Origin of the sequence: Collimonas sp. OK307, from assembly GCF_900113705.1 — a bacterium.
GTDB lineage: Bacteria > Pseudomonadota > Gammaproteobacteria > Burkholderiales > Burkholderiaceae_D > Collimonas.
This window is the reverse complement of record NZ_FOQI01000002.1, coordinates 115897-138606: the sequence shown is the minus strand read 5'-3', so window position 1 is coordinate 138606 and position 22710 is coordinate 115897. Positions and strand designations below refer to the sequence as shown.

The window sequence follows — 22710 nt, the reverse complement described above, 5'->3', positions numbered from 1 at the left end:
GAGCACCAAATGAAGAACACTAGAAGAAATTTCATGATTTATAGCGGCTTGGGGCTTGGTGCAATGGCATTTCCAGCTATTGCTTTTGGCGAGGAAAAAAGCCCAATCAAAATCGGTGTGCTTATTCCCCTGACTGGGGCAACCAGCCAGTTTGGCATGACGATGGGCAAAGCCGCCTCACTAGCGGCCCAAGAAATCAATGACGCAGGTGGGATCTTTGGTCGTAAAGTTGAAATAGTCATTGAGGATGACCAAAGCAATCCCGAAGCCGCAGTAAGGGCGGTGCGCAAGCTGATCGATGTCGATAAAGTGGTGGCAGTCTGTGGTAGTTATGCCTCAGCTGTTACCTCTGCGATTGCGCCATTGTGTTGGGAATCCAAGACTGTTCTTCTGACCTCGTCGGGAGCCGATAGCATTACGAAACTGCCTCATCAGGGCTATATCTTCCGGACATCTCCTACTGTAACTCTGCAAGGTACGCGCGTTGGAAATTTCGCGGTCGAACTCGCGGCCAAGAACGTCTTTTTCCTCGGTCCCCAAACGCCATTCGCACAGTCTTATATCGACATTATCGGCCGTATCGTCACCAAGAGCGGCGGAAAGTGCAACGGACTCATCTACGAAGACAAAAAAACGAGCTACCGTTCCGAGGTCGATCAGGCATTGAAGAACAATCCCGACGCAATTATTCTCGGGGGTTATGTGCCGGACACTGCAGTTGTATTAAAAGATTTATACAAAGCTGGTTACACCGGAAAACGCATTGGATTCTCGTTTGGTGTCAATCAAAAGCTCGTGGAAGGCGTTCAAAAGGAAGTCCTTGAGGGAACTTACTCTTTAGTTCCGTCTGCGGCAGTCGGGTCCCGCGCTTATGTCAATCTTGTAGCGAAGATGAAGATGGATGCGTTGGACTCCTACAGCTGCCAAGTGTACGACCAAGTCAATTTAGTTGCGCTGGCGCTAGCAAATGCCAATGCCGTAAGCGGTACAGCCGTGCGAGACAGCATTCATTTGTTTTCTCATCCCGTTAGCAGTGTCCCGGTCCCGGTGAGCAGCTTCCCGGATGGCGTAAAACTGCTTGCTGCCAAAAGGTCAGTGATCTATTCCGGCGCCAGCGGTCCGTGCGAATTCGAAGAAAACGGCGACGTCAAAGGCGTCTTCTTCCGTTACGAGCAAATACGTGCAGGAAAAATAGTTACTGTCAAAGTCGCCTAGGCAGGGCTAATCAATTTCATTAAGGCATTATCATGGTCTCGGACATATTTCAACACTTGATCAATGGCCTGATGCTGGGAGCGGTACTTGCACTTCCAGCGTTAGGATTAACATTGATCTTCAGTGTTCTCGGTTTCGTCAATTTTAGTATTGCTGCGCAAATGACTGCCGGCGCATACGCCGGATGGCTCGCTAACAGCTACGGACACTGGTCATTAGTGCCCTGCGTGGCGGTATCATTCGTATTCGCCGGGCTGCTCGGCGTACTCGGTGATCGCCTCGCATTATTTCCAATGCGGAAAAGAGCCACAGCAAACACGCCTCTTATGGTTGCGATTGTTTCAATTGCACTCAACCTCATTCTCGAAAACGCATTTAGATTCATTTTCGGTAACGGCCTTAATAGTTACGAATTCGATATAGCTCGCGATATTCATTTCGCCAATTTCAGAATTGGTCCACAACAAGCGCAGAACCTGCTGATTGCCTTGGTGATCGCTGGCGTCTTGGCCGCATTTTTTTCACTTACTCGACTGGGAAAAGCGATGCGTGCCGTTGCCGACAACCCAGATTTGGCTCGATTGAAAGGCATTAACCCAACGAACTTATCTGCCGTCGCGACTTTTATTGGGATGGGCCTTGCCGGAATTGGTGGCTCCCTCTTAGCGATCGACACCAGCGCAGATCCTTCTACTGGTGGCCGCTTGATGCTGTTAATTTTTGCAGCGAGTGTGGTTGGTGGACTATCTAGCCTGAGCGGGGCGATATTCGGTGCGCTCTTGATTGGGGTTGCTAGCGAGCTGTCGGTGATGGTTGTGGCTCCTGTGTACCAAACTGCGGTCGCCTTTCTGTCCATCGTATTAATTTTACTTATCAAGCCCGCCGGACTTTTCTCAGGATTTGCGGGAGCAAAACGATGACCTCATATCTCATATTTGTAGCAACAGTAGCGGGCATCTATGCGATGTTGTCTTTAGGACTGGTCACGATTTGGGGACAAGGTGGCATGGTGAACCTTGGTTTGGTTGGTTTTTTTGCTGTAGGCGCCTATGTGTCTGCCATCCTGACTGAAAACGGACTACCTATCGCGTTTGCCTGGCTCGCCTCCGCCGTTATTGCAGGGGCGGTTGGCGTGGCATTGACATTCGTAACACGGAAGATGCGTGGGGACTATTTGGCCATAGTCTCTCTGGGATTTGCTGAAGTGGTGCGGGTTATCGCCATGAACGAAATTTGGTTGACCCGTGGCAGCGACGGAATTTCTGGCATTCGTGCTCCCTTGAAGCTGGAGTTGGGAGATTGGTTCAGTCTTTTCTATCTAGTACTTGTATGGACAATTGCAGGGCTGACTGCGTTTGCATTAACACGACTGTTCAGATCTCCATTTGGCCGAGCACTTCGCGCAATTCGCGATGATGAGCAGGTGGCTGCAGTAGCCGGAAAGCCAGTACTCCGGTTCAAACTTAATGCATTCTTTATAGGTGCGTTGGTTACTGGACTGGCAGGTGCAATGTATGCGCATCTAACAAGCTTCATTGCGCCAGATAGCTTCATCCCACTGCTAACCATATACATATTCCTAGCTACCACGACCGGTGGCTACACCAGGGTTAAAGGAGCGATCATTGGCGCCATCTTCGTCGTTGCATTGCTCGAATCGACTCGTTTCCTTGCCGGAGCAATTCCGACTCTTAATGCGGTCCAGGTTGCGTCAATGCGAGAAATGGTTATTGCACTTGCGTTGATCGTCATTATGCGAGTTAAAGCCGACGGTTTCTGTCCGTCGAAAATTGAGAAATCCGGTGTAGTGAGTTGTGGCGGGAGTGACAACGATGAATCAAAACCTAATGTTGTCGCAGTCTCTGTACGAGATGCGGCCTGAAGAAGCCTCGATTCTTTCTTCCGCAATTGCGGCAAGGGTGCCCTTCAGCATGTTTAGTGTGCTTGCTGTCGATTGGGAAAAACACCTGGTTAGGCGAATGTTTTCGACGGATGTAGTTAATTACCCAGTCGGTGGGGAAAAGAAATTGATGGACACAGACTGGGCCGCACATGCCATCGGTAGAGGTGAAGTATTTTTCGCGTCGACGCAACAGAGCATGGCTGCAGCCTTTGCGGACTATAGCCTGCTTTCTTCGTTGGGTCTCAAATTTGCAATGAATGTGCCTATCAGGCAGAACGGCAAGACCTGCATCACGTTAAACCTGTTACGTGAAATGGAGGAATTCACTCCATACGATGGATGTGAAGTTTTGCGAGTATTTGGTCAATGGTTTTCCAAACTGAATTCCAACCAAAACCAAACAACGTAGAGCCGGTCTCCGGCCATCATAAGAAAACTGAAGTATTCAAATACAGGGAATGAATATGAAGAAGAGTGCATTGTTGTTCGCAGTATTGGGGGGGGGGAGCGCGCAGATCGCACTGGCGCAATCGTCGACCACGATATATGGCGTCGCGGATATGGGATTTGTGTTTGAAAACGGGAGCGCCGCGGGCTCGGTCACAAAGCTGACTAGCGGGGTCGGATACGGTTCGCGGCTGGGTTTTAAAGGGATTGAAGACCTAGGTGGCGGCATGTCTGCCAAATACGTGCTGGAGGCAGGCATATTGATGGATACGGGAGCGTCCGCTCAAGGTGGGATTTTATTCGGGCGACAATCTTATGTCGGGTTATCAGGAGCCCCTGGCTCGGTCACTCTTGGTCGGCAATATACTCCGTACTACTGGACGCTTTTCACGCTTGTAGATCCTTTTGGCACCGGATACGCCGGAACGGCGACCAATTTGATGGCGAATCCAGGTCGTGCGAATAATATGGTGCTTTACACAACGCCGACAATCGGGGGGGTAACCGGTGAGTTGTCATATTCAGTTGGTGAAGTAGCCGGCAATATCACCGCGAGCCGAGCCACGGGTGGCTCATTAGGCTATGTTAACGGCCCCTTCGTGATCAAATTGACCTTCAATAATGCCGCGAACGCTACTGGTACTGACAATGCAAAAAACGTATTGCTTGGCGGGACCTATAATTTTGGCCCAGTGAAGCTGCACGCTGCCTATGCCCAAAATAAGGGATTAGGAACCACCAATACCCAGGATGGGTTGATAGGTGTGACCGTGCCGATTGGTGCAAATCGCATCCTTGCGTCCTATGTAGTGAAGAACGATCGGTCAATCGCCAATCGCGATGCGCATCAATTTGGACTTGGTTACGTATACAGCGTGTCCAAGCGCACCGAACTCTATACCGCCTATGCGCACATTAGTAATAAGAATGGCGCCACCTACACGGTGGGAAATGGTACCGAACTTGGTTCAGGAAATAGCGCTTTCAACTTGGGTATGCGCCACTTTTTCTAGTTTGATGCAATAGTGAAGTAATTCGCCATCGTCCTATCCGCGAGGTCTTCTCGGATCTTTCTCCTCACCTGAGCGAGCGGTCAGTTGAAACCGGTTCTTGCGCGGGTAGGACGTATCTTAATCGGTAGATAGTCTTGGAGAGACCACAATGCTAAATTTAGCGAAATTAACGGATCCGCAGGTTGTTTTCACGCAGATTACGTTGTCCAGCCACCGAACCGAAGATTTCAGTCGATTTGAAGCGGCAGCACGAAGCATTGTCGAGGTGAGGGAAGTTCACTTGGTAAGCGGAAATTTCGATTACCTGGTTAAATTTATGACTTCTGGAATCGCAGAATATCAAGCGATTATTGAAGATCTGCTAGAGAAGAACCTCGCAATTGCAAAGTACTTTAGTTTTATAGTTCTTAAGTCCCCCTTGTAGAAAAAATCCCGGCCTGCGCAAAAGCTATTGGCCTATGACGTCACCTGCTTGAAAGTTCTACTGGCGCCCTGTCTGCCTATATAGGGAGCGTACGTCGGTATCAAGCGATGTTGCACTATGTCGCAGGCTGATTTTCCACCGAGCTTGAGGCAAAGGTAGTTTAGGTAGGTTTCGGAGATAAGCAGTTGATCGGCTTTCCTAGGAAAATTTGAATCCGTACACGATGGACGGATGAATCGGGATGCGTAATCGGCATTACGCATTCCCAAATGACGTTCTCAGTTCTTGCCTGGATCAGTCCATTCAGCAGGAATAGCATCAAGTAAATCCGTGCTGGAAAACTGCAATGGAATTGAACGCTATCGTGGAAAGAGAGTAGCCGGCCACTATTTATTTATGTTTGCTTACAAGCGAAAAAAGGTGGTACTGCGACAGTTCACCTTGAATAAAGTCGTTAATCCGCATGGTGATCTGCTGCGCCACTAAATTTTTTGCCTCGTATTTCGAATCCGTGCGACATTGGGTTGGCTTAAGCAATATTTGATCGACATCGCTGGTAATCGCTCGGAATATATCCAGCACAGTCAATTCCCCTATGCCATCGTCAAATTCCAGCAAACTTTCCATACTGATGTTTCTCTTTAATATCTTCGCCTTTGTCAGGCAGCCAATCAAACCAATAGTTGAAAATTCATCTTTGAATTGTTTCAAAATAAAATCACAACTGATTGGTTCTGGCCATTTCTTGACGACCAAAGCACAGATAGCCAACGCATCATTAAATCGTTGGTGCACACTTTGTAAAAACAATAGGTGCGGCTCAAACAAAGCTGAGCTCTGCTGTATCATCTTTGAACGATATTTGTCTTGACTGCGCTGCACGTTCCCACCTCCTATTTATCCGTTTCAAAGCGTTGTGAACGCACTAAGTTAACGAGATTTTTGGATAAATTTCTGAGTTTTTAGTCAAAGCTAGTGAGATTTTTAATTAAAATTGTGAGACACAATTTTCCCTCAAGCCTAATTTCTCAAACGCGGTAACTCATTGATATCAATGCACCCATGAGCATTGGCCAAAATTTCACGTTTACCCGCGTACTAAATTCCGTTGGCAGGCTGTGATTCAAATTCAATCCTCTTGAAGTTGAGGCGATTTAGATGGGATCCGTAATACAACAAACAGGCTTGCCGTACTTACCAAAACTGCTGAAAAAACAAGCGGCCAAGAAAATGATCCATAACCATTTGCTACCAATAGAGCGGACGAGATTAGAGGGGTGGCGTTTGCCATGACGCCTATAACTCGAGGATCACCAGATTTGAGAGCATAGGCCCATAAGTAAAATGCCACGCCCATTGAGCCCAAACCGAGTAAAGCAATTTGCAAAAATTGCATAGGCTGTAGAGTCGGCGTAGGTTCAAATAGAAAGTGCAGCCCAATAGCAATGCCACCTGATAACAAGCACGCAAGTCCGACATCAGCTGTGGATGAATTCGCCATCCGTTTCAGCATGAGTGAGTAGGTCGACCATACCAATGCAGCGGCAAAGGCAAAAAAATAACCTGACTCCCATTGAAATAAACCAGTAGTACTTGCGCTGGCAATTGCAAGACCCGCACCGCCAAATCCTATTAGAGCGCAGATCCAGTGTACCGCTTCGAGTCGAAATTTTTTCAGAACTATCGGTGACAACAATACAATCAACATAGGCCAACTGTAGTGCACAATGTTCGCATTCACCGGGGGAGCATTGCGTAGCGCCAGAATGAATAGCAGGTGATACAGCAGCATTCCAGAACATCCCACCGAGATTGTTTTCCAATTCAGATTCCAGTGCCGTTTCCATGGCACTGAAAGCATCCCTCCGATTAGAAGCGAGCAACCAATCAGCATCAAAGGCGGAACACCCGCCAGAGACACGCTAAGGCTCGCCAGGGAGGACCAAATTAGAATGGCGGCTAGTGCACAGATTATTGTCATATTGTTCTATTTTTGCAAAATTGCTGCAATGGCCTGTCCCATTTCCGTTGTCGACGCTTCTCCCCCCAAATCACCTGTGCGCGGCCCATGAGCGAGAACATGTTCGATAGCCTGCAAAATCGCGTCATGAGCTTCCTTTTCGCCGAGGAAATCAAGCATCAAAGCGCCGCTCCAAATCATCGCAACTGGGTTCGCAATATTTCTTCCGTATATATCTGGCGCAGATCCGTGCACTGGTTCGAACAATGATGGAAATTTACGCTCAGGATTCAAATTGGCTGATGGCGCCAAGCCAATTGTCCCAGTCGTGGCGGGACCGAGATCCGAAAGAATGTCGCCAAAAAGATTACTGGCAACCACAACGTCGAAGCGTTGGGGACTAAGAACGAAGCGCGCAGAAAGGATGTCGATGTGCTGCTTGTCATACGAGATGTCAGGGAAGTCAATGGCGACAGCTTCAACCCGCTTGTCCCACCATGGCATGCTAACAGCAATGCCGTTGCTTTTGGTCGCGACCGTGAGATGCTTACTTTTCCTCTCTTGGCACGTTTTAAACGCATATTTGAGCACTCGGTCAGTACCATGTCTGGAAAATACAGACTCTTGCACAACTATCTCTCGCTCAGTGCCTTCGTACATAATCCCACCCAATGAGGTGTATTCGCCTTCCGTATTTTCGCGTATGACAAGATAGTCAATATCGCCGGGATTACGTCCCACTAGCGGGCATGGCACTCCCTCAAAAAGCCGTACAGGGCGCAGGTTGATATATTGGTCAAATTCACGGCGAAATTTTAGCAGCGAGCCCCAAAGCGAAACGTGATCAGGAACTGTATCAGGCCAACCGACGGCGCCGAAATACAATGCATCCATGCCTTGTAACTTGGACTTCCAGTCGTCAGGCATCATCTGACCGCATTGATTGAAATAGTCGCAGCTAGCCCATTCAATTGGTGTCACATTCAACGAAAATCCGAAACGTTGTGCCGCAGCATTCAAGACGCGCAGTCCCTCAGGCATCACTTCTTTTCCAATTCCGTCACCAGGAATGGCTGCTATATTGTATTGTCGAGTTTTTGTCATTTTTGCGCTCAATAGTTGTGTACCGAGTCCAGCCCAAAATCTCGAGCCGAATGGCTTCAGGTTGACCAAAGCCAACCTGATCGGTGATGCTTAATTAAGATAGCCCCTTGTGCGACAGCAATGCGTCAGGTGCGTAAGTGCCGACGACTTATGCGTCCTGCGTCACTTCGAAATGCAGCGTTTGCACTTCAAGGAATTCATCAATCCCGTGATGCGCTCCTTCCCGGCCAAGCCCCGACTCCTTGATGCCACCAAAAGGCGCGACCGCCGAAGAAATCACTCCGGTATTGATGCCTACCATGCCGCATTCCAGAGATTCGCTGACACGGAAAGAGCGATTAACATCTTGAGTAAAGATGTATGCCGCCAGGCCAAACGGCGTCGCGTTGGCGCGCCGGATCGCCTCTGCCTCGGTATCGAAGCTAAAGAGTGCAGCCACCGGCCCGAATGTTTCCTCGCCAGCAAGTAGCATATCGTCGGTTGCGCCAGTCAGAAGCGTCGGCATGTAGTACTGGTCGCCCCTATCGGCAGTACGTCCGCCCTCGACCACGACTGCCCCTTTGGCAATGGCATCTTCAACGTGTGCTGCGACCTTGCGGATTGCAGCCTTGTTGATCATTGGCCCGATCGTAACACCTGCTTCGGTGCCGCAACCAACGCGAAGCGTGCGCACCTCTACGGTCAGGCGCTCAACCAGGCGGTTGTAGATGCCTTTCTGAACAAAGATGCGATTGGCGCACACACAGGTCTGGCCGCTGTTGCGGAACTTGCTTGCCATAATGCCGGCGACAGCCTGATCCAAATCTGCATCGTCAAACACGACCACTGGTGCGTTCCCACCAAGTTCCATGCTCACACGCTTAACTGTGTCCGCGCACTGGCGCAGCAGCAATTTTCCGATTCGAGTCGATCCTGTGAAGGTCAGCTTGCGTACCGTCGGGTTGGAGGTCAGTTCTGCACCGATGGCTTCGGGCAGCCCGGTGATGATGTTCAATACGCCGGGAGGGAAACCCGCTCGCTTGCCCAACTCGGCGAGTGCGAGGGCCGAGAAAGGCGTGAGCTCCGAGGGCTTAACGACTACGGTGCAACCCGCCGCTAACGCAGGGGCAAGCTTGCGCGTGATCATTGCGTTCGGGAAGTTCCATGGCGTAATTGCAGCGCAGACGCCAACAGGAATCTTACGTGCCAGGATGCGTCGGTTCGCCTGAGTGGCAGGAATCAGCTCGCCATAAGCACGGATGCCTTCCTCGGCAAACCACTGCACGAAGGAGGCGCCATACAGGATCTCTCCCTTCGCTTCGGCCAGTGGTTTACCTTGTTCGAGTGTCATCAGCAAAGCGAGATCGTCGGCGTGCTGCAGCATGAGGTCATGCCATTTACGCAGCAGTGCTGCTCGGGCATGGGCGGTCATGCTGCTCCAAGCGGGAAGTGCGCGCTCGGCAGCTTCTATCGCGTCGCGCGTGTCCTGCCCGTCGCACGCGGGAACATTACCGAGGTGTTGCCCGGTTGCCGGATCAAGGATTTCAAGCGTCCGACCGCTGTGCGAAGAAATCCATTCGCCGTCTATAAAGACCTGCTGACGCAGCAATCGGATGTCATTTAAATTAGTCATGTCCGCCTGCCCGCAGTTCTGCTTGATGTGCCTTTGCCATCGCGATCATGCTTTCGAAGCGAAAGTCGTACTTGGGCATTCCTGGGGTAGGCATGGTTGCGCCCCATCCCTTGTCAGCATGGCGACGGTCAATCCAGGCCCCAGCCAGTCCAAACTGGTTGGCCGGCGCATGATCATGGAACAGGCTCTGGGCGGTATGCAGGATGTCTTTCTTTTCGAAGCCGAAATCCTCTTGCAGACGCCGCAACATATATTCGAAGTTACGCGGATCCGGTTTGTAGGATCCGACATCCTGGGCAGTGTAAATCGCATCGTATTCGATCCGCAGGCGCAGATTGCTACCGCGATAAGATAAGCGGTCGCAGTTGGTCAGCGTGACTAACTTAAAATGTTTCTTCAGGTACTGCAATGCGCGTGGCGAATCGGTAAATTCAGGCCAGTCCGGTACTGACGCCCCGAAAATGTTGGCCTCTTCGTCCGTTACCTTCACGTCCCATTCTTTTGCCAGGCGTTTGTAGACGACAGACAGTAATTGCATGTAGACCATCGCAGGAGTTTGAGCCTGTTGGTCGGACTCATGCTCCGCAAAGTTCATCAGTATCTGATCGCGTGTGCGGTCTTCAAGACCAGCTTTTTCTACCAAAGGGGCTAGCCCATTATAGATGCCGGTTTCCCAGTCAATCAGTGTGCCGTAAGTGTCGAATGTCAGGACTTTAAAGTCGGAAAGTTTCATATGTGCTCCTGGTTAAAATGTTTCAGAACAAGCGCGTTGAATTGCGCGACGAAGTTTGCCGACGAGGACATCCACATCCGCTTCGGTGTAATTAAGTGATGGTGCAAAACCGAGAATATCGTCGGCAAAGGCGCGGAAGATAAGTCCATCCTCGAAGGCATGTTTTAAGACGCGCTGCCCTAGTCGAGCCTGCGGCAACGGCTTGGCCTTGCTGTCCTTGTCTGTCACCAGTTCGATCCCGGCGAGCAGGCCACGCCCGCGTACTTCGCCAACATGCGGCAGCTCCTCAAGTGTTTTCAACTGGGCCATGAAATATTCACCTACCCGCTGCCCTTGTTCAAGCAATCCACCGTCCAGGTACAGATCCAACACGGCGTTGGCGATGGCAGCACTTACGGGATGCCCAGCATAGGTTTGCCCGTGCCCGACAGGGCTGTCAGCGCCTGCACCATCCGCGATGCCTTGATAGAGGGCCTCGGAAATCATGGTGGCACTCATGGGCGCATAACCCGAGGTCAGCCCTTTGGCCAAAATGAGTACATCTGGCGCAACTCCTTCAGCTACGCAAGCAAACATCGGTCCTGTGCGGCCAAAGCCTGTGATGACTTCATCGACGATCAATAAAATACCTAACCGATCACACGTATCACGCATGGCTCGCAGATAACCTGGCGGTGGGACAATAACTCCTCCGGAACCGAGGATGGGCTCACAGATGAAGGCGGCAACTTGATCCGCTCCGAGTTCCGCCACCTTGGCTTCCAACGCTCGCACCGTGCTCGCAAGCACCGCTGCTGGATCTGGTCCTTCGGGATGCCGATAAGGGTAAGGCGAAGGAATGTGATGTTGCAAGGGCGTCGGCACATCGAAGTGCTTGTGGAACACAGGTAATGCTGTCAGTCCGCTGGAAGTCGCAGAACTGCCGTGGTAGCCGCGCTCTACAGCGATAAAATGCTTCTTCTGTGGCCGGCCGGTCGCATTGAAAAAATACCTCACCATGCGTACGGCGGTGTCCACCGCATCCGAGCCTCCTTGGCCGAACAATACGCGCGTGAGACCGCGTGGAGCAAGCTCGCACAAGCGAGCGGCAAGTCGTATGGCCGGTTCGCTGGCGAAATGAAAGTAGCCGGTTGCGTATGGCAATTTCTGCAATTGCTCCGTGGCCGCCTGGACAATTGATTGTTGTCCGTATCCGGCATTTACACACCATAATCCTGAAAAGCCATCCTGCACACGTCGCCCTTGAGCATCGGTCAAATGGATACCTTCAGCTGATTTCCAAATCGTTGAGCCGATGGATTCGTGCTGGCGCAGCGATACCACCGGATGAACCCAATGACGCCGGTCAAGGTCAAGCAAGGCTTGATGATCCAAAGAATTAATATTTTGAGTAGAAATAGTAGTCATCAAAGCACCTTCGATCCTAAAAAAACGTTGCGTTCGGCAGTCAAATATACGGTGCGCCCGTTGATGTCTTGATCTCCCAACATCAGTACTTGCGACTCGACGTCAGCTAGCTGACGCGTTCCCGGTTTCATGGCGCAAACATCACTCACGATTGACTCCTGCTGAAAGATGAAATGGCGGGCAACATCTTGCCTGGATTGAGAAGATTTCTTGGATCCAGCGCGTTTTTGATGCGCCACGAAATCAGCAATTCGAGTTCTTGCTTGACATGCAAAAGTTCGTCCCGTTTTGCGACACCCACGCCATGCTCGGCTGAAATAGAACCTTCCAGGGATAGCGCTACTGCATCGACTGCCAGGGTGACTTCGGTGTGCCATTTCGACATGAACTCCGTTGCCGACACTCCATCGGGTCTTAGAGGATTAAAATGAACGTTACCGTCGCCCATGTGCCCATAAATTACCATGCGTGTCGCAGGTTCGAGATCAAGCACCTTCGCACTGGCTCGCTCGATAAACTCGGGAACGGCGGACAGTGGCACCGAAATGTCGCAACGAATGCTTCCGCCCGTGCGGGTCTGAGCGTCGGAAATTTCCTCACGCAAGCGCCACAAGCGTTGAGCTTGACCTTCCGTGGTCGCTAGTAATGCATCCAGAACTAGGTCTTTGTCGTAGGATTCTGTCAGTACTTCGTAGAAGGCGTCGTTAATGTCGTCTTGATCGCTGTGTGAGCTAATTTCGATGAGAACCATCCAGTCGTGTTTCGACGCAAATAAAGGCTCTTCATCGCGCAGCCATTCCTGTACCAGTTTCATTGCTGGTGCAGAGATAAGTTCGAATGCCGTCACGTCGTTGCCCAAACGTGTTTTTAAACGCCCTAGCAGGGACAATGCGGTTGCAGGACTCTTGGTTGCCACCAGTGCAGTAGACGTCGAGCGTGGTCTTGGAACTAGCTTCAAAACCGCTGATGTAATCACACCCAAAGTGCCTTCGGATCCCACAAACAACTGCTTGAGATCATAGCCTGTGTTGTCTTTACGCAGAGTCTTCAAACCATTCCAGATAGCACCATCGGGCAGGACAACCTCGACCCCCAGCACAAGGTCGCGCATATTGCCATATCGAAGAACGGCGGTTCCCCCTGCATTGGTGGAAAGATTACCCCCGATCTGGCATGACCCCTCCGAACCAATGCGAAGCGGGAAAAGTCGTTGCACACTCTCTGCGGCAGTTCTCGCAGCTGCCAGTGTCACCCCTGCTTCAAGAATAAGTGTGTCATTGACCGGATCAATAGATCGAATTTTGTTTAACCGGGAAAGGCTCAGTACGATGCACAGACCAGCATTGCTGACCGGTACCGCACCACCCTGCAACGAAGTGTTACCGCCTTGAGGAACGATGGCAATGCCGTGCTCATAGCAATACGCCATCACCTCGCTGACTTCCTTGGTGCTGCCCGGTCGCACCGCCGCCATGGCTGCGCCAGAGTAGACTTTCCGATAGTCCGTGGTATATGAGACTAGGTCGCTCTCATCGGTCAGGCAGTTCACCCGGCCGACAATGGCAGACAGCGTGTCAATGTGTAACGATGTACTCATCTCGATTTTCTCATTCAGGCTGCAATTGCTTCACCGATTGCGACGTCAAATATTTTCACGGCAGCCTCGATTGTCGCGGCATCGGCCACCAGGGGCACCAGAGCACGTACAACATTTCGATGCACGCCACATTTAATCGCTAGCAAGCCGTGTTCGCGTAAATGGTCAATCACGCGTTGAGCCAAGGCAGCATCATGCTCCTTGCTGTCGGCATTTTTAACGAACTCGATGGCCCGCATGGCCCCCAGGCCACGGACCTCGCCGATGACGGCGTACTTACGTTGTAGCGCGCCAAATCCGTTGGCGAGTTGTTCACCGATGGCAATAGATCGCTCCAGCAAATGCTCTTCCTCAATCACGTCCAGGACGGCTAGGGCTGCTGCGCAGGCTACCGGGTTCCCTGCGTAAGTGCCGCCAAGGCCTCCAGGGGCTGGAGCATCCATAATGTGCGCTTTGCCTACCACGGCCGACAGCGGCAACCCTCCAGCAAGGCTTTTTGCCACCGTGACTAGATCGGGCTCAATTCCGCTGTGCTGGAAGCCGAACATCTTGCCGGTTCGGCCAAAGCCTGTCTGGATTTCATCGGCGATCAGGACAATGCCATGCTCGGTCGCGATGCGACGCAACTCGACGAGAAAATCGTTCGGTACAGGAAGGAAGCCGCCATCGCCCTGAACAGGTTCGATCAAAATGGCAGCAACGCGATCAGGGGCAACGGCTGTAGCAAAAATCTCCTGAAGCGATTCCAGTGCCCGTGCGGTGGAAATGCCGCGGTAGGCGTCCGGAAACGCGGTGTGGTAGACGTCTGGCGCGAAGGGGCCGAAATTCTGCTTGTAGGGCTGACTCATCCCGGTCAGGCTCATGCCCAACAAAGTGCGTCCATGGAAACCGCCGCGGAACGCAATCACGCCAGGGCGATTTGTATAGGCACGCGCTATCTTGATCGCGTTCTCGGTTGCTTCCGCCCCCGTAGTGAGAAACGCGGTCTTGTATGCTTGCCCATCTCCAACCAGCGCATTTAGACGCTCCGCCAATGCGATATACGGCTCATAGGCCGCCACCTGGAAGCATGTGTGGGACAGCTTATCTAGTTGCTCGGCCGCCGCGTCCACGACGCGTGGGTGGTTGTGCCCCACGTTGAGAACGCCGATACCTCCTACAAAATCGATGTACTGGCGGCCGTCCTGGTCCCAAACATGGGCACCTTGGCCTCGCGTCAAAAGTAGCGGATGGGCTGTGAGAACACCGCGTGCGATATGGGTCTGGCGGCGTTGTTGCCATGTGGCAGCATTGTTAGCTTGTATGGTCATTGCGATGCCCTGTGGTTGAAGTCTTTTCTGATGATTTCAATTCTAGGCAACAATCACCCGCAAAAATATGTATGAAAGATATAATTTGATGATCAATATTTAGTACTAAAAATAGGGGGTATTCCATGCAGCTCAAAGATGCACTTGCCAGAGCACCATTACTCGCAGGTAAAGTCGTTGCGGGCGAGGACTACGTTGCAAAGGACATCAGTTGGGTTCAGATCGTGGACCACCCGGATTTAGAGTCGTGGGTTAAGGAAGGCCATCTACTCTTAAGTACTGGCTACAACTGGCCCAAAAGCGGCAAGGCCGCCGCCGTCATTGTCGAGATGCTTGCCGCAAAGGGTGTCTGCGGGGTTGTGCTTGCGGTTCCACACTTCCTAGACCATTTTCCTGCCTCAAGCGTACAGGCTGCCCGAAGGGTAGGTATGCCCTTGATTGAAATCCCGTGGGAGGTGCCTTTCAGCGAAATCACCCACGCCATCCATCAAGAATTAATCGACCAGCAAAGCCGCGCGCTCGCCCGATCCGAACAGATTCACAGAGAACTCACCGAAGCAGCGGTGTCAGGTCACAGCTTGAACGAAGTTGCCCAAGTCCTTGGGCGAGTGCTTGATCGCAGCGTGTACATCCATTCCGTCGATGGCATTTCCCTAGCGTCCCATGAGTCTCCCTCTTCGGGGGCAGGAGCACCTCGCGAAGAGTACCTTGTAACCAACGTCTTCTTTACTTTGAAGGATTCCGGCGGTATGGCGCAGATCGATGGCGCCCCCCATCCCATCCGGCTTCCCGGACCACTTGGTCAGGAGCAGCCCGGGCTTATAGGCTATGCTGTGCGTGTGCGGACCGAGCGAGTAGGCTACATAATCGTCGCCGAGGGCTCTCATGCGGTGAGCATGCTCGACCTGCGTGCGATCGAGCACGCGGGCACCGTTGCTGCACTGCAGATATCTCATCAACGCGAGCTGTCAATGCAGGAGACACGTCTTGGCTATGCGCTGGTGGCCTCTCTGATCGAGGGGTACTTCGAGGACAAGCCGCAAGCGCTGGAAAGGGCACTTTTGTCGGGCTGGAACAGTAAGAAACAGTATCGACTTTGTACGGTCCTACTTGATGAACCCAATCCTCTGTCGCGCGACGGTTTTGTCAAGCGCGAGGAGTTCGCGGTGCGAGTTCGGCAGAGTCTGGAAAGGCGCAACATACGACCGCTGCTTTCTCTCTCGGCCAATCAGATTCACATCCTCGTGCCTGACGAAATTGACGCGGACACTTGGTGGACTGAGTTCAGTCCAACTCGTATGGCCATGGCAGTCAGCCAAATCCAGGTCGGGATCGACGGTATGCGCGCGGCGGGAAGCGAAACTGCAGAGCTGATAGATCATCTTCGCCCCGGTCGTGTACACCACTTCGAAGAGATGCTGTTCCCGAGAGTACTCAGTGGCGACATTCAGGCCAAACAAGCCTTCATTACGCGTCTTTTTGACCCACTGAAGAAAAGCAAACGTAGCCATCATTTGCTGGAGACCGCACTGATGCTTGCCGAAGAAGGGTTCCATTTACAACGAAGTGCAGAGCATCTAGGTATCCATATCAGCACGCTACGTTACCGACTTGGGCGCATATCGGAGTTGGTCGGACTTGATCTTGATTCGGCTGAGGGGCGCTTTCGCCTGCAGGTCGGCGCCCGACTTTACTTAATGGAAGAAACGATGTGATCCGCTTCTATTCTTTCAGAGAACTACATCTGAGAAAGTCGAAGATCGTCGACATCAATAACCGTGACATAGAATACTAATGACCGCAACCTACGTTGCAGACGTTCAATGACTCAGGCTTAACTGACAGTTTCGGGTCGGGTCCGGCGTTCCAAAGTTTAGATACTGGCCAGTCAAAGTAACGCCTAGGTATTTGTCGTTTAAATCGGTAAACGGCAGCTATGTGAAGTGAAGCCGCCGCTCAGAATTACATCGAAGGAAGGCCAATACCGTCGACATCAGTAACCGCTTCAAAGAAAACCGATGACCGCAACCGCTGCATTTCTGCCGTTGGACCCGCGAGCTGTGACCGGCAGCTCAGGGTCGTTTACTGCCTGTCGCAACCTGTGCATTGAATGTCATCGCATGTACTCCGCAATCCGTTAAAAGGGGGTAGGAGCCACGCGCGAAGTGTAAATTACGACGATAAGGCTGTCGTAAAAAAACTCTGACCCCATTTAACTGCGTGAGGTTGTTTTTGACGTTGTCGCTAGGTGATACAGACGGCTTCAACGTTATTACCATCCGGATCGATCAGGAAAGCGCCGTAGTAAGTTGGACTGTAGTCGGTGCGTAACCCTGGCTTGCCGTTGTCGCTTCCCCCGGCCTTCAAGCCGGCCGCATGAAAACCGTCGACCTGCTTGTGATCGGCGGCGCTAAAGGCGACATGCGTGGTGCCGGCCGGCGCTTCCGCGGATGCATACAGCCAAAGTCCAGGCTGGTCTGGTGGCCCAAAGCCGGCATAATCTTCACCCTGCGACACCAGGACATGCCCCAGATCTTTCAGCGCTGCCTGATAGAAACGCACGCTGGCATCCAGGTTCTTCACTTTCAATCCGATATGGTCGAACATGATGATCTCCTTGTCATTGCATCCACATGGATATGGATGCGTCAGGTAGCCATCATTTCAGATCAAATCTAATTTTTCTTGGAAAATCTTGCGCTCGCCACGGGCGGCGCGCTGGAAATATTTTGGTGAAACGCCCGCGGCACGGTGGAAGGTGCGTACAAAGTTGGACAAATCGTTGAACCCGACGTCATATGCGGTATCCGTGACAGAGCGGCCATCAGCCAGCAAGCGGGCGGCATGGCGTAATCGCGAACGCAACAGGTACTGGTGCGGCGTGACGTTTAACGCGCGGCTAAACAACCGCAGGAAATGAAATGGACTCATGCCGGCTTCGATAGCAATCCTGTCGAGGCCGATGTCCTCATGCGCATGCGCGGTGATCCACATGGCCGCATTGACCGCGCGGCGGCGGTCTTGGGTTGTCGTTGGCAACGTCGCCGGTTGCTTGCCGGAGGCAAGTGCAATGAAACGGGCTGCCAGCAGCAATCCGATTTCATCCAGTCCGACATCGCTGCGCCCTTCCGCCGCAGCTTGCCCCAGTTCACCCAGCATGCCGAGACCCGCCAGTGGCGGCAAGGCGCCTGCGCGCCATACGGATTCCCGGGCGCCGAGCGATTCGACACATTGCGGCGTAAATTGAAAAGACAAGCATTCGTCACCGCAAACATGGTGTTCATGCGTGCAGCAGAATTCATCGCCAGCGCACCCGATCATCACGGATCCAGGCACCAGCTCATGCTGCTTGCCGCGATAGCGCAAGCCAAAGCTGCCACGCCGCACATACGAAACCGAATGGTTGCGATGCAACTCGGCGACCGGCCTGTCGGCCGGAGTGGCGTTGCAACGGTAATCGATCACGGTGATCGACGCGCTGTGCGAAAGAATAATGGTATTCACCCGCTCCAGTTTATACCGATTAAAAATTCGGACAACTTGTCGCCGGTATTGAATTTAGCCCCTTGACTTCAAGTTAAGTTGAAGTTTTACACTGGTATCCGGTCATCACTATCTATTCCATAACGTAACTGGAGCGAACCGATGTCGACTACCCATGTCATTGAAAACAACAAGCTTCTCATCCGCAGACTGTATGAAAATTGCATCAACCGGGGCAACCTGGCGTTATTGACGGAGCTGATCGCTGACGATTTTGTCGGCAGCCCCGGCGCGCAGGGCGCTGCTGAATTTGCCAAAGGCATAGCTACGATACGCTACGGCTTTCCTGACGTGCAATTCGAGGTTGAAGATTTGATTGCTGAGGGCGACCGGGTCGCGGTCAGGTGGTCGTTTCGGGGAACCCATGGCGGGCCGTTTGCAGGGAGGGCCGCAAGTCATGCGCAGGTGACCCAGACCGCAAATGTGATTTTCCAAATTCGGGACGGCAAGATTGCCCGGGCCTGGGTGCAGGTTGATCGCCTGGGATTGCTACAGCAGATAGGTGCTCTGGCTGCCTGACTTAGAGCAAATACCACATTCACGAACGGATATAATTTTCATCGGGAAATATGCCAATTTAGCGCCACCACTTATCCAAGGGGGTGAATGATGTCCTGCGAAATTTTGCAAGAGCAAGTCGCGATCCCGGTACCAGAAGACGGATCGACAATAGATGCCTATGTCGCTCGCCCAGAGCAACCTGGCACATATCCCGCCGTAATCGTCGGCATGGAACTATATGGCGTCAATGCGGAGATACGAGAGTCAAGTTTCGGCGGTAAAACATACCGAAAGTTCACTCTGACCCGGTTAGTTCGTGCTGCTTGTCGCGTGGAGGGAGAGTCATGCCGTGATTAACGGTCCGCGTCGCCCAACAGTTCTGTCAACACATCCGCCGCATTCGCAATGTGCGCGCCGCGCGCCGCCATATCCACCACGAATTCCCGATATTGTGCCTCGAATCCGCTCACAGGACTCATGCAATCAGTCACCAGCACCAGCTTCGTCACATGCTGCGGGCCGAAATAATCGGCGATGTGTTCCGTGGTGGCTTTCACGCAATGGCTGCCGGCTTCGCCGGTGATGTAGATGCGGTCGGCTGCGGCCAGGCTGTCGAGAAAGGACTGGTTCGCTTGCGTCAGCACATCGTCGGGGTCGGGCACTTCGGCCTGCACCGCGGAATAGTGCTCGGTCCATGGATTGCTGCCTTTGCTGATCTTGTTGACGCTGCGCAGCGTGTGTTCTTCCCAGCGGTTGTAGGCGTGCCGTACGTCGGTGTGGACGTTGTGGCCCCATGAGCCGATCTCGCAATGGACCGGCCACGCCATCAGCTGATAACGCCCCGCCGCTTCCAGTTGATCCAGGTAGTGCAGCACCCGCGGCAGGGCTGCGGGCGCGCGTGGCAGATATCTGCCGGCGCGTACATCGGCTGCCGAAATCTGGGTAAACGGCGTGACCTCGCTACCTGTCGCGCTTATCCAGAAACCAGGGTGGGCGATATCGAGCCGATGGTGCGAATCGAGCGTGATGCTGATTTCGCTGATACCGGCGCCGCCGCGATTGATCAGGTCCGCCACACGCAGCATGTCGCCGTGGGCGCCTGGCACCGGTAGCGCGGGTGTTGCATTGCCGCCGCTGGCCGGATCGGCCGCAAGATAGTCGGCAGGCAGATCGCAAAAATCGTTTTGCGGATCGATGATCAACAGGTGTAGGTTGCGGCGCATCCGTATCTCCTTGCGGCCTGCTCGATGTCGGGTTTTTTGCTTAAAGCGCTGCCAGCATGGCTTTCAGTGCGTCCTGTGTTGCCGGATCGCTCAAGCCCAGATTGCCTTTGGTTTCCAGCAGATGGTCGCGGCTAGCTGCCGGCCAGCCGAAGGCGTCGTCGTCAAGCGCCAGCCAGCTGGTCGGCTTGCGGCGTTCGACATCGCGCAGAATCTGCATGCCGCGCGGCATGGTGTCGAATTCCGCCGGCGTCAGTTTGGGGTGATGGAAGGTGGAGCCGATCACGCGCTCGCGCAGGCTCTCGGTGAGTTCCTGTCTGGTGTCGTCGAATCCCAATGCCCTGACCCAGCTGGTGGAGAGGACGATTTTGACGTCCGGGTAGGGTGCCAGCAGCTCTTCCAGGATCGGCATCCATTCAAAGAACGACCGGTCCGGCGTGGCGATGTAGAGGCCGCGCTTGCGGTTGCGGATGACCTTGTCGTCGTGCAGCACGCCGTTGTAGTCCAGATAGAGAATTTTCATAATGTGTCGAACTAAGTGTCGAATTAAGGGGCGTGTTAAGCGTTAATTATCAGGGTTGAATCGGGATTTCGGTCTCGGATCAGGGCAAAAGCTTGCCAATCAGGCATTTGCAGGAGTGGCGCTATTAGACCACCAAGTTTACTCCAAGGGAATCGCCATGCCTGCGAATCGGCAAAATGGCCCGCCGCCAGCAGGCTTAAACCACTGCAGATATACTCGAAAACCGCAAGCTGAACAAGGAAGTCGCTGTGATCCCAATTTCAATTCTGGACCTGGTCCGTATCCGCCAAGGTAGCGATGCGCGCACCGCGCTCGACCATGCGCGCGATCTGGCGTTGCACGCCGAAGGCTGGAACTATCGCCGTTTCTGGATGGCAGAACACCACAACATGCGCGGCATCGCCAGCGCCGCCACTGCCGTGGCGATAGGCCACGTCGCTGCAGGCACCAGCACCATACGGGTGGGCGCCGGCGGCGTCATGTTGCCGAACCACTCGCCGCTAGTGATTGCCGAGCAGTTCGGCACGCTGGCCTCGCTGTTTCCGGGCCGTATCGATCTCGGCCTGGGGCGTGCGCCCGGCACCGACCAGATCACCACCCGGGCGCTGCGGCGCGATCCGGCGAGTGCCGAGTCGTTTCCGCAGGACGTGCTGGAACTGCAAGCTTTCCTGGCGCCGGCCGAGCCGGACCAGCGCATCGTCGCTGTGCCGGGCCACGGCACCCAGGTGCCGCTGTGGATACTGGGGTCGAGTACTTTCGGCTCGCGCCTGGCCGCCGAGCTTGGCTTGCCGTACGCCTTCGCTTCACATTTCGCGCCGGATTCGCTGGACATGGCGTTGCAACTGTATCGTGCCCAATTCAAACCGTCCGCACAGCAGGCCAGGCCGCATGCGATGGTGGGTATCAACATCATCGCCGCCGATACCGATGCCGAGGCGCGCCGTCTGGCGACTACCCAGCAAATGTCGTTCACCGACATGCACCGCGGCGTGCGCGGCCTGAGCAAGCCGCCTATCGACGATATCGAAACCTATTGGTCGCCGCTGGAGAAGGCGCAGGCTTCGCACATGCTGGCGTGTTCGATCATCGGCTCGCCGGAAACCGTGCGCGAAGGATTGGAAAAATTCCTGCTGCGCACCGGCGCCGATGAATTGATGATTGTTTCGGACGTGTTCGAGCACAAGGCGCGGCTGCATTCCTATGAAATCATCGCCGACGTTGCACGCAGCGTGGAGCCGCTGCAGATGTCGATTTAGCGTGCTGTTTTCCTACGCAACTTCACCCTGCCAGCGCTTGGAAAGCACGTCTTTCCTGGGGCGCGATGTCTGGATAAAGCGTGACGATCTGCTGCACGCGGAGGTATCGGGGAATAAATTCCGCAAGCTGAAATACCCGTTGCTTGCCTTGCAAGAGCGGAGGCCGACGTTGGTTACGATGGGCGGCCCGTGGTCCAATCATCTGCATGCTCTTGCCTACGCCGGAGCTTTGGGAGGTTGGCCGACCATAGGGTTGGTGCGCGGCGCGGCGGAGCAAGATAGCGCCACGCTGGACGATTGCCGCCATCTGGGTATGCAAATCCAGTTCGTATCGCGCGATGAGTATCGTCAGCTGCGCGACGAGCCGCAAGCCTGGCGCCGGCATATAACCGATGCCGACGACAGCCATGTCTGGCTGCCAGAAGGCGGCAGTGCGCCGGCAGCTTTACGCGGTGTCGCAGAATTGGTCGACGAACTGCCCTTCATTCCGGAAGTGATCATGGTCGCATGCGGCACCGGCGCCACCTTGGCCGGCATCTTGGCGGGTTTGCAAGGACGCGGCCGCGTGATCGGCATCGCTGTCCTCAAGAACGCCGGCTATTTGCACCAGGAGATTGCCCGCCTGTTGCAAGAGGCGGGTTATCCAGCCTACCAAAATTACGAACTGATCACCGACGCACATCATGGTGGTTACGGCAAAGCTCCGCCAGAGTTGCGCCAGTTCTGCCGCGAGTTTTCACAGGAATTCGAGATTCCGATAGAACCGGTTTACACCGGCAAGCTATTCCATGCGCTCAGGAATCTGCAGCAGGCGCATGCTTTCAGCGCAGATGAGCGGGTGCTCGCTGTGCACACCGGAGGCATGCAAGGAGCACGCGGCTTTGTTGATTGAAATACAAATACAGCAGGTCGCTTTTGCCATTTTGACGGGTGCTCAATAAG

Annotated in this window: 22 protein-coding genes; 10 read left to right on the top strand and 12 right to left on the bottom strand. The window is 53.4% G+C overall.

The genetic code is table 11. The features are described 5' to 3' along the window. Positions 1 to 9: 9 nt before the first annotated feature. The 6 genes from BM205_RS04295 to BM205_RS04270 all read left to right on the top strand — a co-directional run bounded on the left by BM205_RS04295 (position 10) and on the right by BM205_RS04270 (position 5002). Positions 10 to 1215 (top strand): ABC transporter substrate-binding protein, encoded by a 1206-nt coding sequence (locus tag BM205_RS04295; RefSeq protein WP_092412930.1) that lies wholly within the window; start codon positions 10 to 12, stop codon positions 1213 to 1215. A 56-nt stretch (positions 1216 to 1271) separates the two neighbouring features. Next, complete coding sequence (locus BM205_RS04290) at positions 1272 to 2135, top strand: branched-chain amino acid ABC transporter permease (RefSeq protein WP_217646018.1); 864 nt, start codon at positions 1272 to 1274, stop codon at positions 2133 to 2135. Then, positions 2132 to 3097 carry a branched-chain amino acid ABC transporter permease gene (locus BM205_RS04285; protein WP_092412926.1) on the top strand — a complete coding sequence of 322 codons (966 nt, stop codon included), beginning with the start codon at positions 2132 to 2134 and terminating at the stop codon, positions 3095 to 3097. Before BM205_RS04290 ends, BM205_RS04285 begins: the two co-directional genes overlap by 4 nt. Further along, positions 3048 to 3527 carry a hypothetical protein gene (locus BM205_RS04280; RefSeq protein ID WP_139227211.1) on the top strand — a complete coding sequence of 160 codons (480 nt, stop codon included), beginning with the start codon at positions 3048 to 3050 and terminating at the stop codon, positions 3525 to 3527. The genes BM205_RS04285 and BM205_RS04280 overlap by 50 nt, the downstream gene beginning before the upstream one ends. Before the next feature lie 55 nt (positions 3528 to 3582). After that, entirely contained in the window at positions 3583 to 4578 is a 996-nt protein-coding gene (locus BM205_RS04275; protein WP_092413346.1) for a porin, read from the top strand. A gap of 148 nt (positions 4579 to 4726) precedes the next feature. After that, the gene (locus BM205_RS04270; protein WP_092412923.1) at positions 4727 to 5002 is read left to right on the top strand and encodes an Lrp/AsnC family transcriptional regulator; all 276 of its coding nucleotides are present in this window, start codon (positions 4727 to 4729) and stop codon (positions 5000 to 5002) included. A gap of 390 nt (positions 5003 to 5392) precedes the next feature. Here BM205_RS04270 and BM205_RS04265 read toward each other — a convergent pair whose 3' ends face one another. The 8 genes from BM205_RS04265 to gabT all read right to left on the bottom strand — a co-directional run bounded on the left by BM205_RS04265 (position 5393) and on the right by gabT (position 14725). Next, entirely contained in the window at positions 5393 to 5884 is a 492-nt protein-coding gene (locus BM205_RS04265; protein ID WP_139227210.1) for a hypothetical protein, read from the bottom strand. Between the two features lie 247 nt (positions 5885 to 6131). After that, the gene (locus tag BM205_RS04260; RefSeq protein ID WP_092412919.1) at positions 6132 to 6983 is read right to left on the bottom strand and encodes a DMT family transporter; all 852 of its coding nucleotides are present in this window, start codon (positions 6981 to 6983) and stop codon (positions 6132 to 6134) included. Between the two features lie 6 nt (positions 6984 to 6989). Then, complete coding sequence (locus BM205_RS04255) at positions 6990 to 8066, bottom strand: tartrate dehydrogenase (protein ID WP_092412917.1); 1077 nt, start codon at positions 8064 to 8066, stop codon at positions 6990 to 6992. Between the two features lie 148 nt (positions 8067 to 8214). Beyond that, complete coding sequence (locus BM205_RS04250) at positions 8215 to 9678, bottom strand: NAD-dependent succinate-semialdehyde dehydrogenase (RefSeq protein WP_092412915.1); 1464 nt, start codon at positions 9676 to 9678, stop codon at positions 8215 to 8217. Continuing rightward, positions 9671 to 10411, bottom strand: coding sequence for a haloacid dehalogenase type II (locus BM205_RS04245; RefSeq protein WP_092412913.1), 741 nt, complete (start codon positions 10409 to 10411; stop codon positions 9671 to 9673). The genes BM205_RS04250 and BM205_RS04245 overlap by 8 nt, the downstream gene beginning before the upstream one ends. A 12-nt stretch (positions 10412 to 10423) precedes the next feature. Further along, positions 10424 to 11818: an aminotransferase class III-fold pyridoxal phosphate-dependent enzyme gene (locus BM205_RS04240; protein ID WP_092412911.1), complete on the bottom strand. Its 1395-nt coding sequence runs from the start codon at positions 11816 to 11818 to the stop codon at positions 10424 to 10426. Between the two features lie 145 nt (positions 11819 to 11963). Next, entirely contained in the window at positions 11964 to 13415 is a 1452-nt protein-coding gene (locus BM205_RS04235; protein ID WP_092412909.1) for an FAD-binding oxidoreductase, read from the bottom strand. A 14-nt stretch (positions 13416 to 13429) separates the two neighbouring features. Next, entirely contained in the window at positions 13430 to 14725 is a 1296-nt protein-coding gene (gene gabT / locus BM205_RS04230; RefSeq protein ID WP_092412907.1) for a 4-aminobutyrate--2-oxoglutarate transaminase, read from the bottom strand. A 125-nt stretch (positions 14726 to 14850) separates the two neighbouring features. Here gabT and BM205_RS04225 point away from each other — a divergent pair, with 125 nt between their 5' ends. Next, positions 14851 to 16440, top strand: coding sequence for a PucR family transcriptional regulator (locus tag BM205_RS04225; RefSeq protein ID WP_092412905.1), 1590 nt, complete (start codon positions 14851 to 14853; stop codon positions 16438 to 16440). Between the two features lie 529 nt (positions 16441 to 16969). Here BM205_RS04225 and BM205_RS04220 read toward each other — a convergent pair. Together BM205_RS04220 and BM205_RS04215 are read right to left on the bottom strand one after the other, a co-directional pair. Beyond that, positions 16970 to 17332 carry a VOC family protein gene (locus tag BM205_RS04220; RefSeq protein WP_092412903.1) on the bottom strand — a complete coding sequence of 121 codons (363 nt, stop codon included), beginning with the start codon at positions 17330 to 17332 and terminating at the stop codon, positions 16970 to 16972. 57 nt (positions 17333 to 17389) lie between these two features. Continuing rightward, a complete protein-coding gene (locus BM205_RS04215; RefSeq protein WP_092412901.1) occupies positions 17390 to 18229 on the bottom strand; it encodes an AraC family transcriptional regulator in 840 nt (279 codons plus the stop codon). 141 nt (positions 18230 to 18370) lie between these two features. On the opposite strand from BM205_RS04215, the gene BM205_RS04210 reads away from it, so the two are divergent. Next, positions 18371 to 18787, top strand: a complete 417-nt coding sequence (locus BM205_RS04210) for an ester cyclase (RefSeq protein ID WP_092412899.1) — start codon at positions 18371 to 18373, stop codon at positions 18785 to 18787. A gap of 335 nt (positions 18788 to 19122) precedes the next feature. Here BM205_RS04210 and BM205_RS04205 read toward each other — a convergent pair whose 3' ends face one another. Both BM205_RS04205 and BM205_RS04200 read right to left on the bottom strand, forming a co-directional pair. Then, a complete protein-coding gene (locus BM205_RS04205) occupies positions 19123 to 19992 on the bottom strand; it encodes a cysteine hydrolase family protein (protein ID WP_092412897.1) in 870 nt (289 codons plus the stop codon). Positions 19993 to 20032: 40 nt separating this feature from the next. Continuing rightward, on the bottom strand, positions 20033 to 20512 hold the full coding sequence (locus BM205_RS04200) for an HAD domain-containing protein (protein ID WP_092412896.1): 480 nt from the start codon (positions 20510 to 20512) through the stop codon (positions 20033 to 20035). 248 nt (positions 20513 to 20760) lie between these two features. Here BM205_RS04200 and BM205_RS04195 point away from each other — a divergent pair, with 248 nt between their 5' ends. Both BM205_RS04195 and BM205_RS04190 read left to right on the top strand, forming a co-directional pair. Then, complete coding sequence (locus tag BM205_RS04195; RefSeq protein WP_092412895.1) at positions 20761 to 21768, top strand: LLM class flavin-dependent oxidoreductase; 1008 nt, start codon at positions 20761 to 20763, stop codon at positions 21766 to 21768. Then, on the top strand, positions 21713 to 22660 hold the full coding sequence (locus BM205_RS04190; protein WP_092412894.1) for a 1-aminocyclopropane-1-carboxylate deaminase/D-cysteine desulfhydrase: 948 nt from the start codon (positions 21713 to 21715) through the stop codon (positions 22658 to 22660). The genes BM205_RS04195 and BM205_RS04190 overlap by 56 nt, the downstream gene beginning before the upstream one ends. Positions 22661 to 22710: the final 50 nt, after the last annotated feature.

Excerpts from the sequence above, each read along its gene's own strand:
- BM205_RS04295 (WP_092412930.1), top strand. The coding sequence starts at position 10 with ATGAAGAACACTAGAAGAAATTTCATGATTTATAGCGGCTTGGGGCTT.
- BM205_RS04285 (WP_092412926.1), top strand. The coding sequence starts at position 2,132 with ATGACCTCATATCTCATATTTGTAGCAACAGTAGCGGGCATCTATGCG.
- BM205_RS04280 (WP_139227211.1), top strand. The coding sequence starts at position 3,048 with ATGAATCAAAACCTAATGTTGTCGCAGTCTCTGTACGAGATGCGGCCT.
- BM205_RS04275 (WP_092413346.1), top strand. The coding sequence starts at position 3,583 with ATGAAGAAGAGTGCATTGTTGTTCGCAGTATTGGGGGGGGGGAGCGCG.
- BM205_RS04270 (WP_092412923.1), top strand. The coding sequence starts at position 4,727 with ATGCTAAATTTAGCGAAATTAACGGATCCGCAGGTTGTTTTCACGCAG.
- BM205_RS04260 (WP_092412919.1), bottom strand. The coding sequence starts at position 6,983 with ATGACAATAATCTGTGCACTAGCCGCCATTCTAATTTGGTCCTCCCTG.
- BM205_RS04255 (WP_092412917.1), bottom strand. The coding sequence starts at position 8,066 with ATGACAAAAACTCGACAATACAATATAGCAGCCATTCCTGGTGACGGA.
- BM205_RS04250 (WP_092412915.1), bottom strand. The coding sequence starts at position 9,678 with ATGACTAATTTAAATGACATCCGATTGCTGCGTCAGCAGGTCTTTATA.
- BM205_RS04245 (WP_092412913.1), bottom strand. The coding sequence starts at position 10,411 with ATGAAACTTTCCGACTTTAAAGTCCTGACATTCGACACTTACGGCACA.
- BM205_RS04240 (WP_092412911.1), bottom strand. The coding sequence starts at position 11,818 with ATGACTACTATTTCTACTCAAAATATTAATTCTTTGGATCATCAAGCC.
- BM205_RS04235 (WP_092412909.1), bottom strand. The coding sequence starts at position 13,415 with ATGAGTACATCGTTACACATTGACACGCTGTCTGCCATTGTCGGCCGG.
- gabT (WP_092412907.1), bottom strand. The coding sequence starts at position 14,725 with ATGACCATACAAGCTAACAATGCTGCCACATGGCAACAACGCCGCCAG.
- BM205_RS04225 (WP_092412905.1), top strand. The coding sequence starts at position 14,851 with ATGCAGCTCAAAGATGCACTTGCCAGAGCACCATTACTCGCAGGTAAA.
- BM205_RS04220 (WP_092412903.1), bottom strand. The coding sequence starts at position 17,332 with ATGTTCGACCATATCGGATTGAAAGTGAAGAACCTGGATGCCAGCGTG.
- BM205_RS04210 (WP_092412899.1), top strand. The coding sequence starts at position 18,371 with ATGTCGACTACCCATGTCATTGAAAACAACAAGCTTCTCATCCGCAGA.
- BM205_RS04205 (WP_092412897.1), bottom strand. The coding sequence starts at position 19,992 with ATGCGCCGCAACCTACACCTGTTGATCATCGATCCGCAAAACGATTTT.
- BM205_RS04200 (WP_092412896.1), bottom strand. The coding sequence starts at position 20,512 with ATGAAAATTCTCTATCTGGACTACAACGGCGTGCTGCACGACGACAAG.
- BM205_RS04190 (WP_092412894.1), top strand. The coding sequence starts at position 21,713 with ATGAAATCATCGCCGACGTTGCACGCAGCGTGGAGCCGCTGCAGATGT.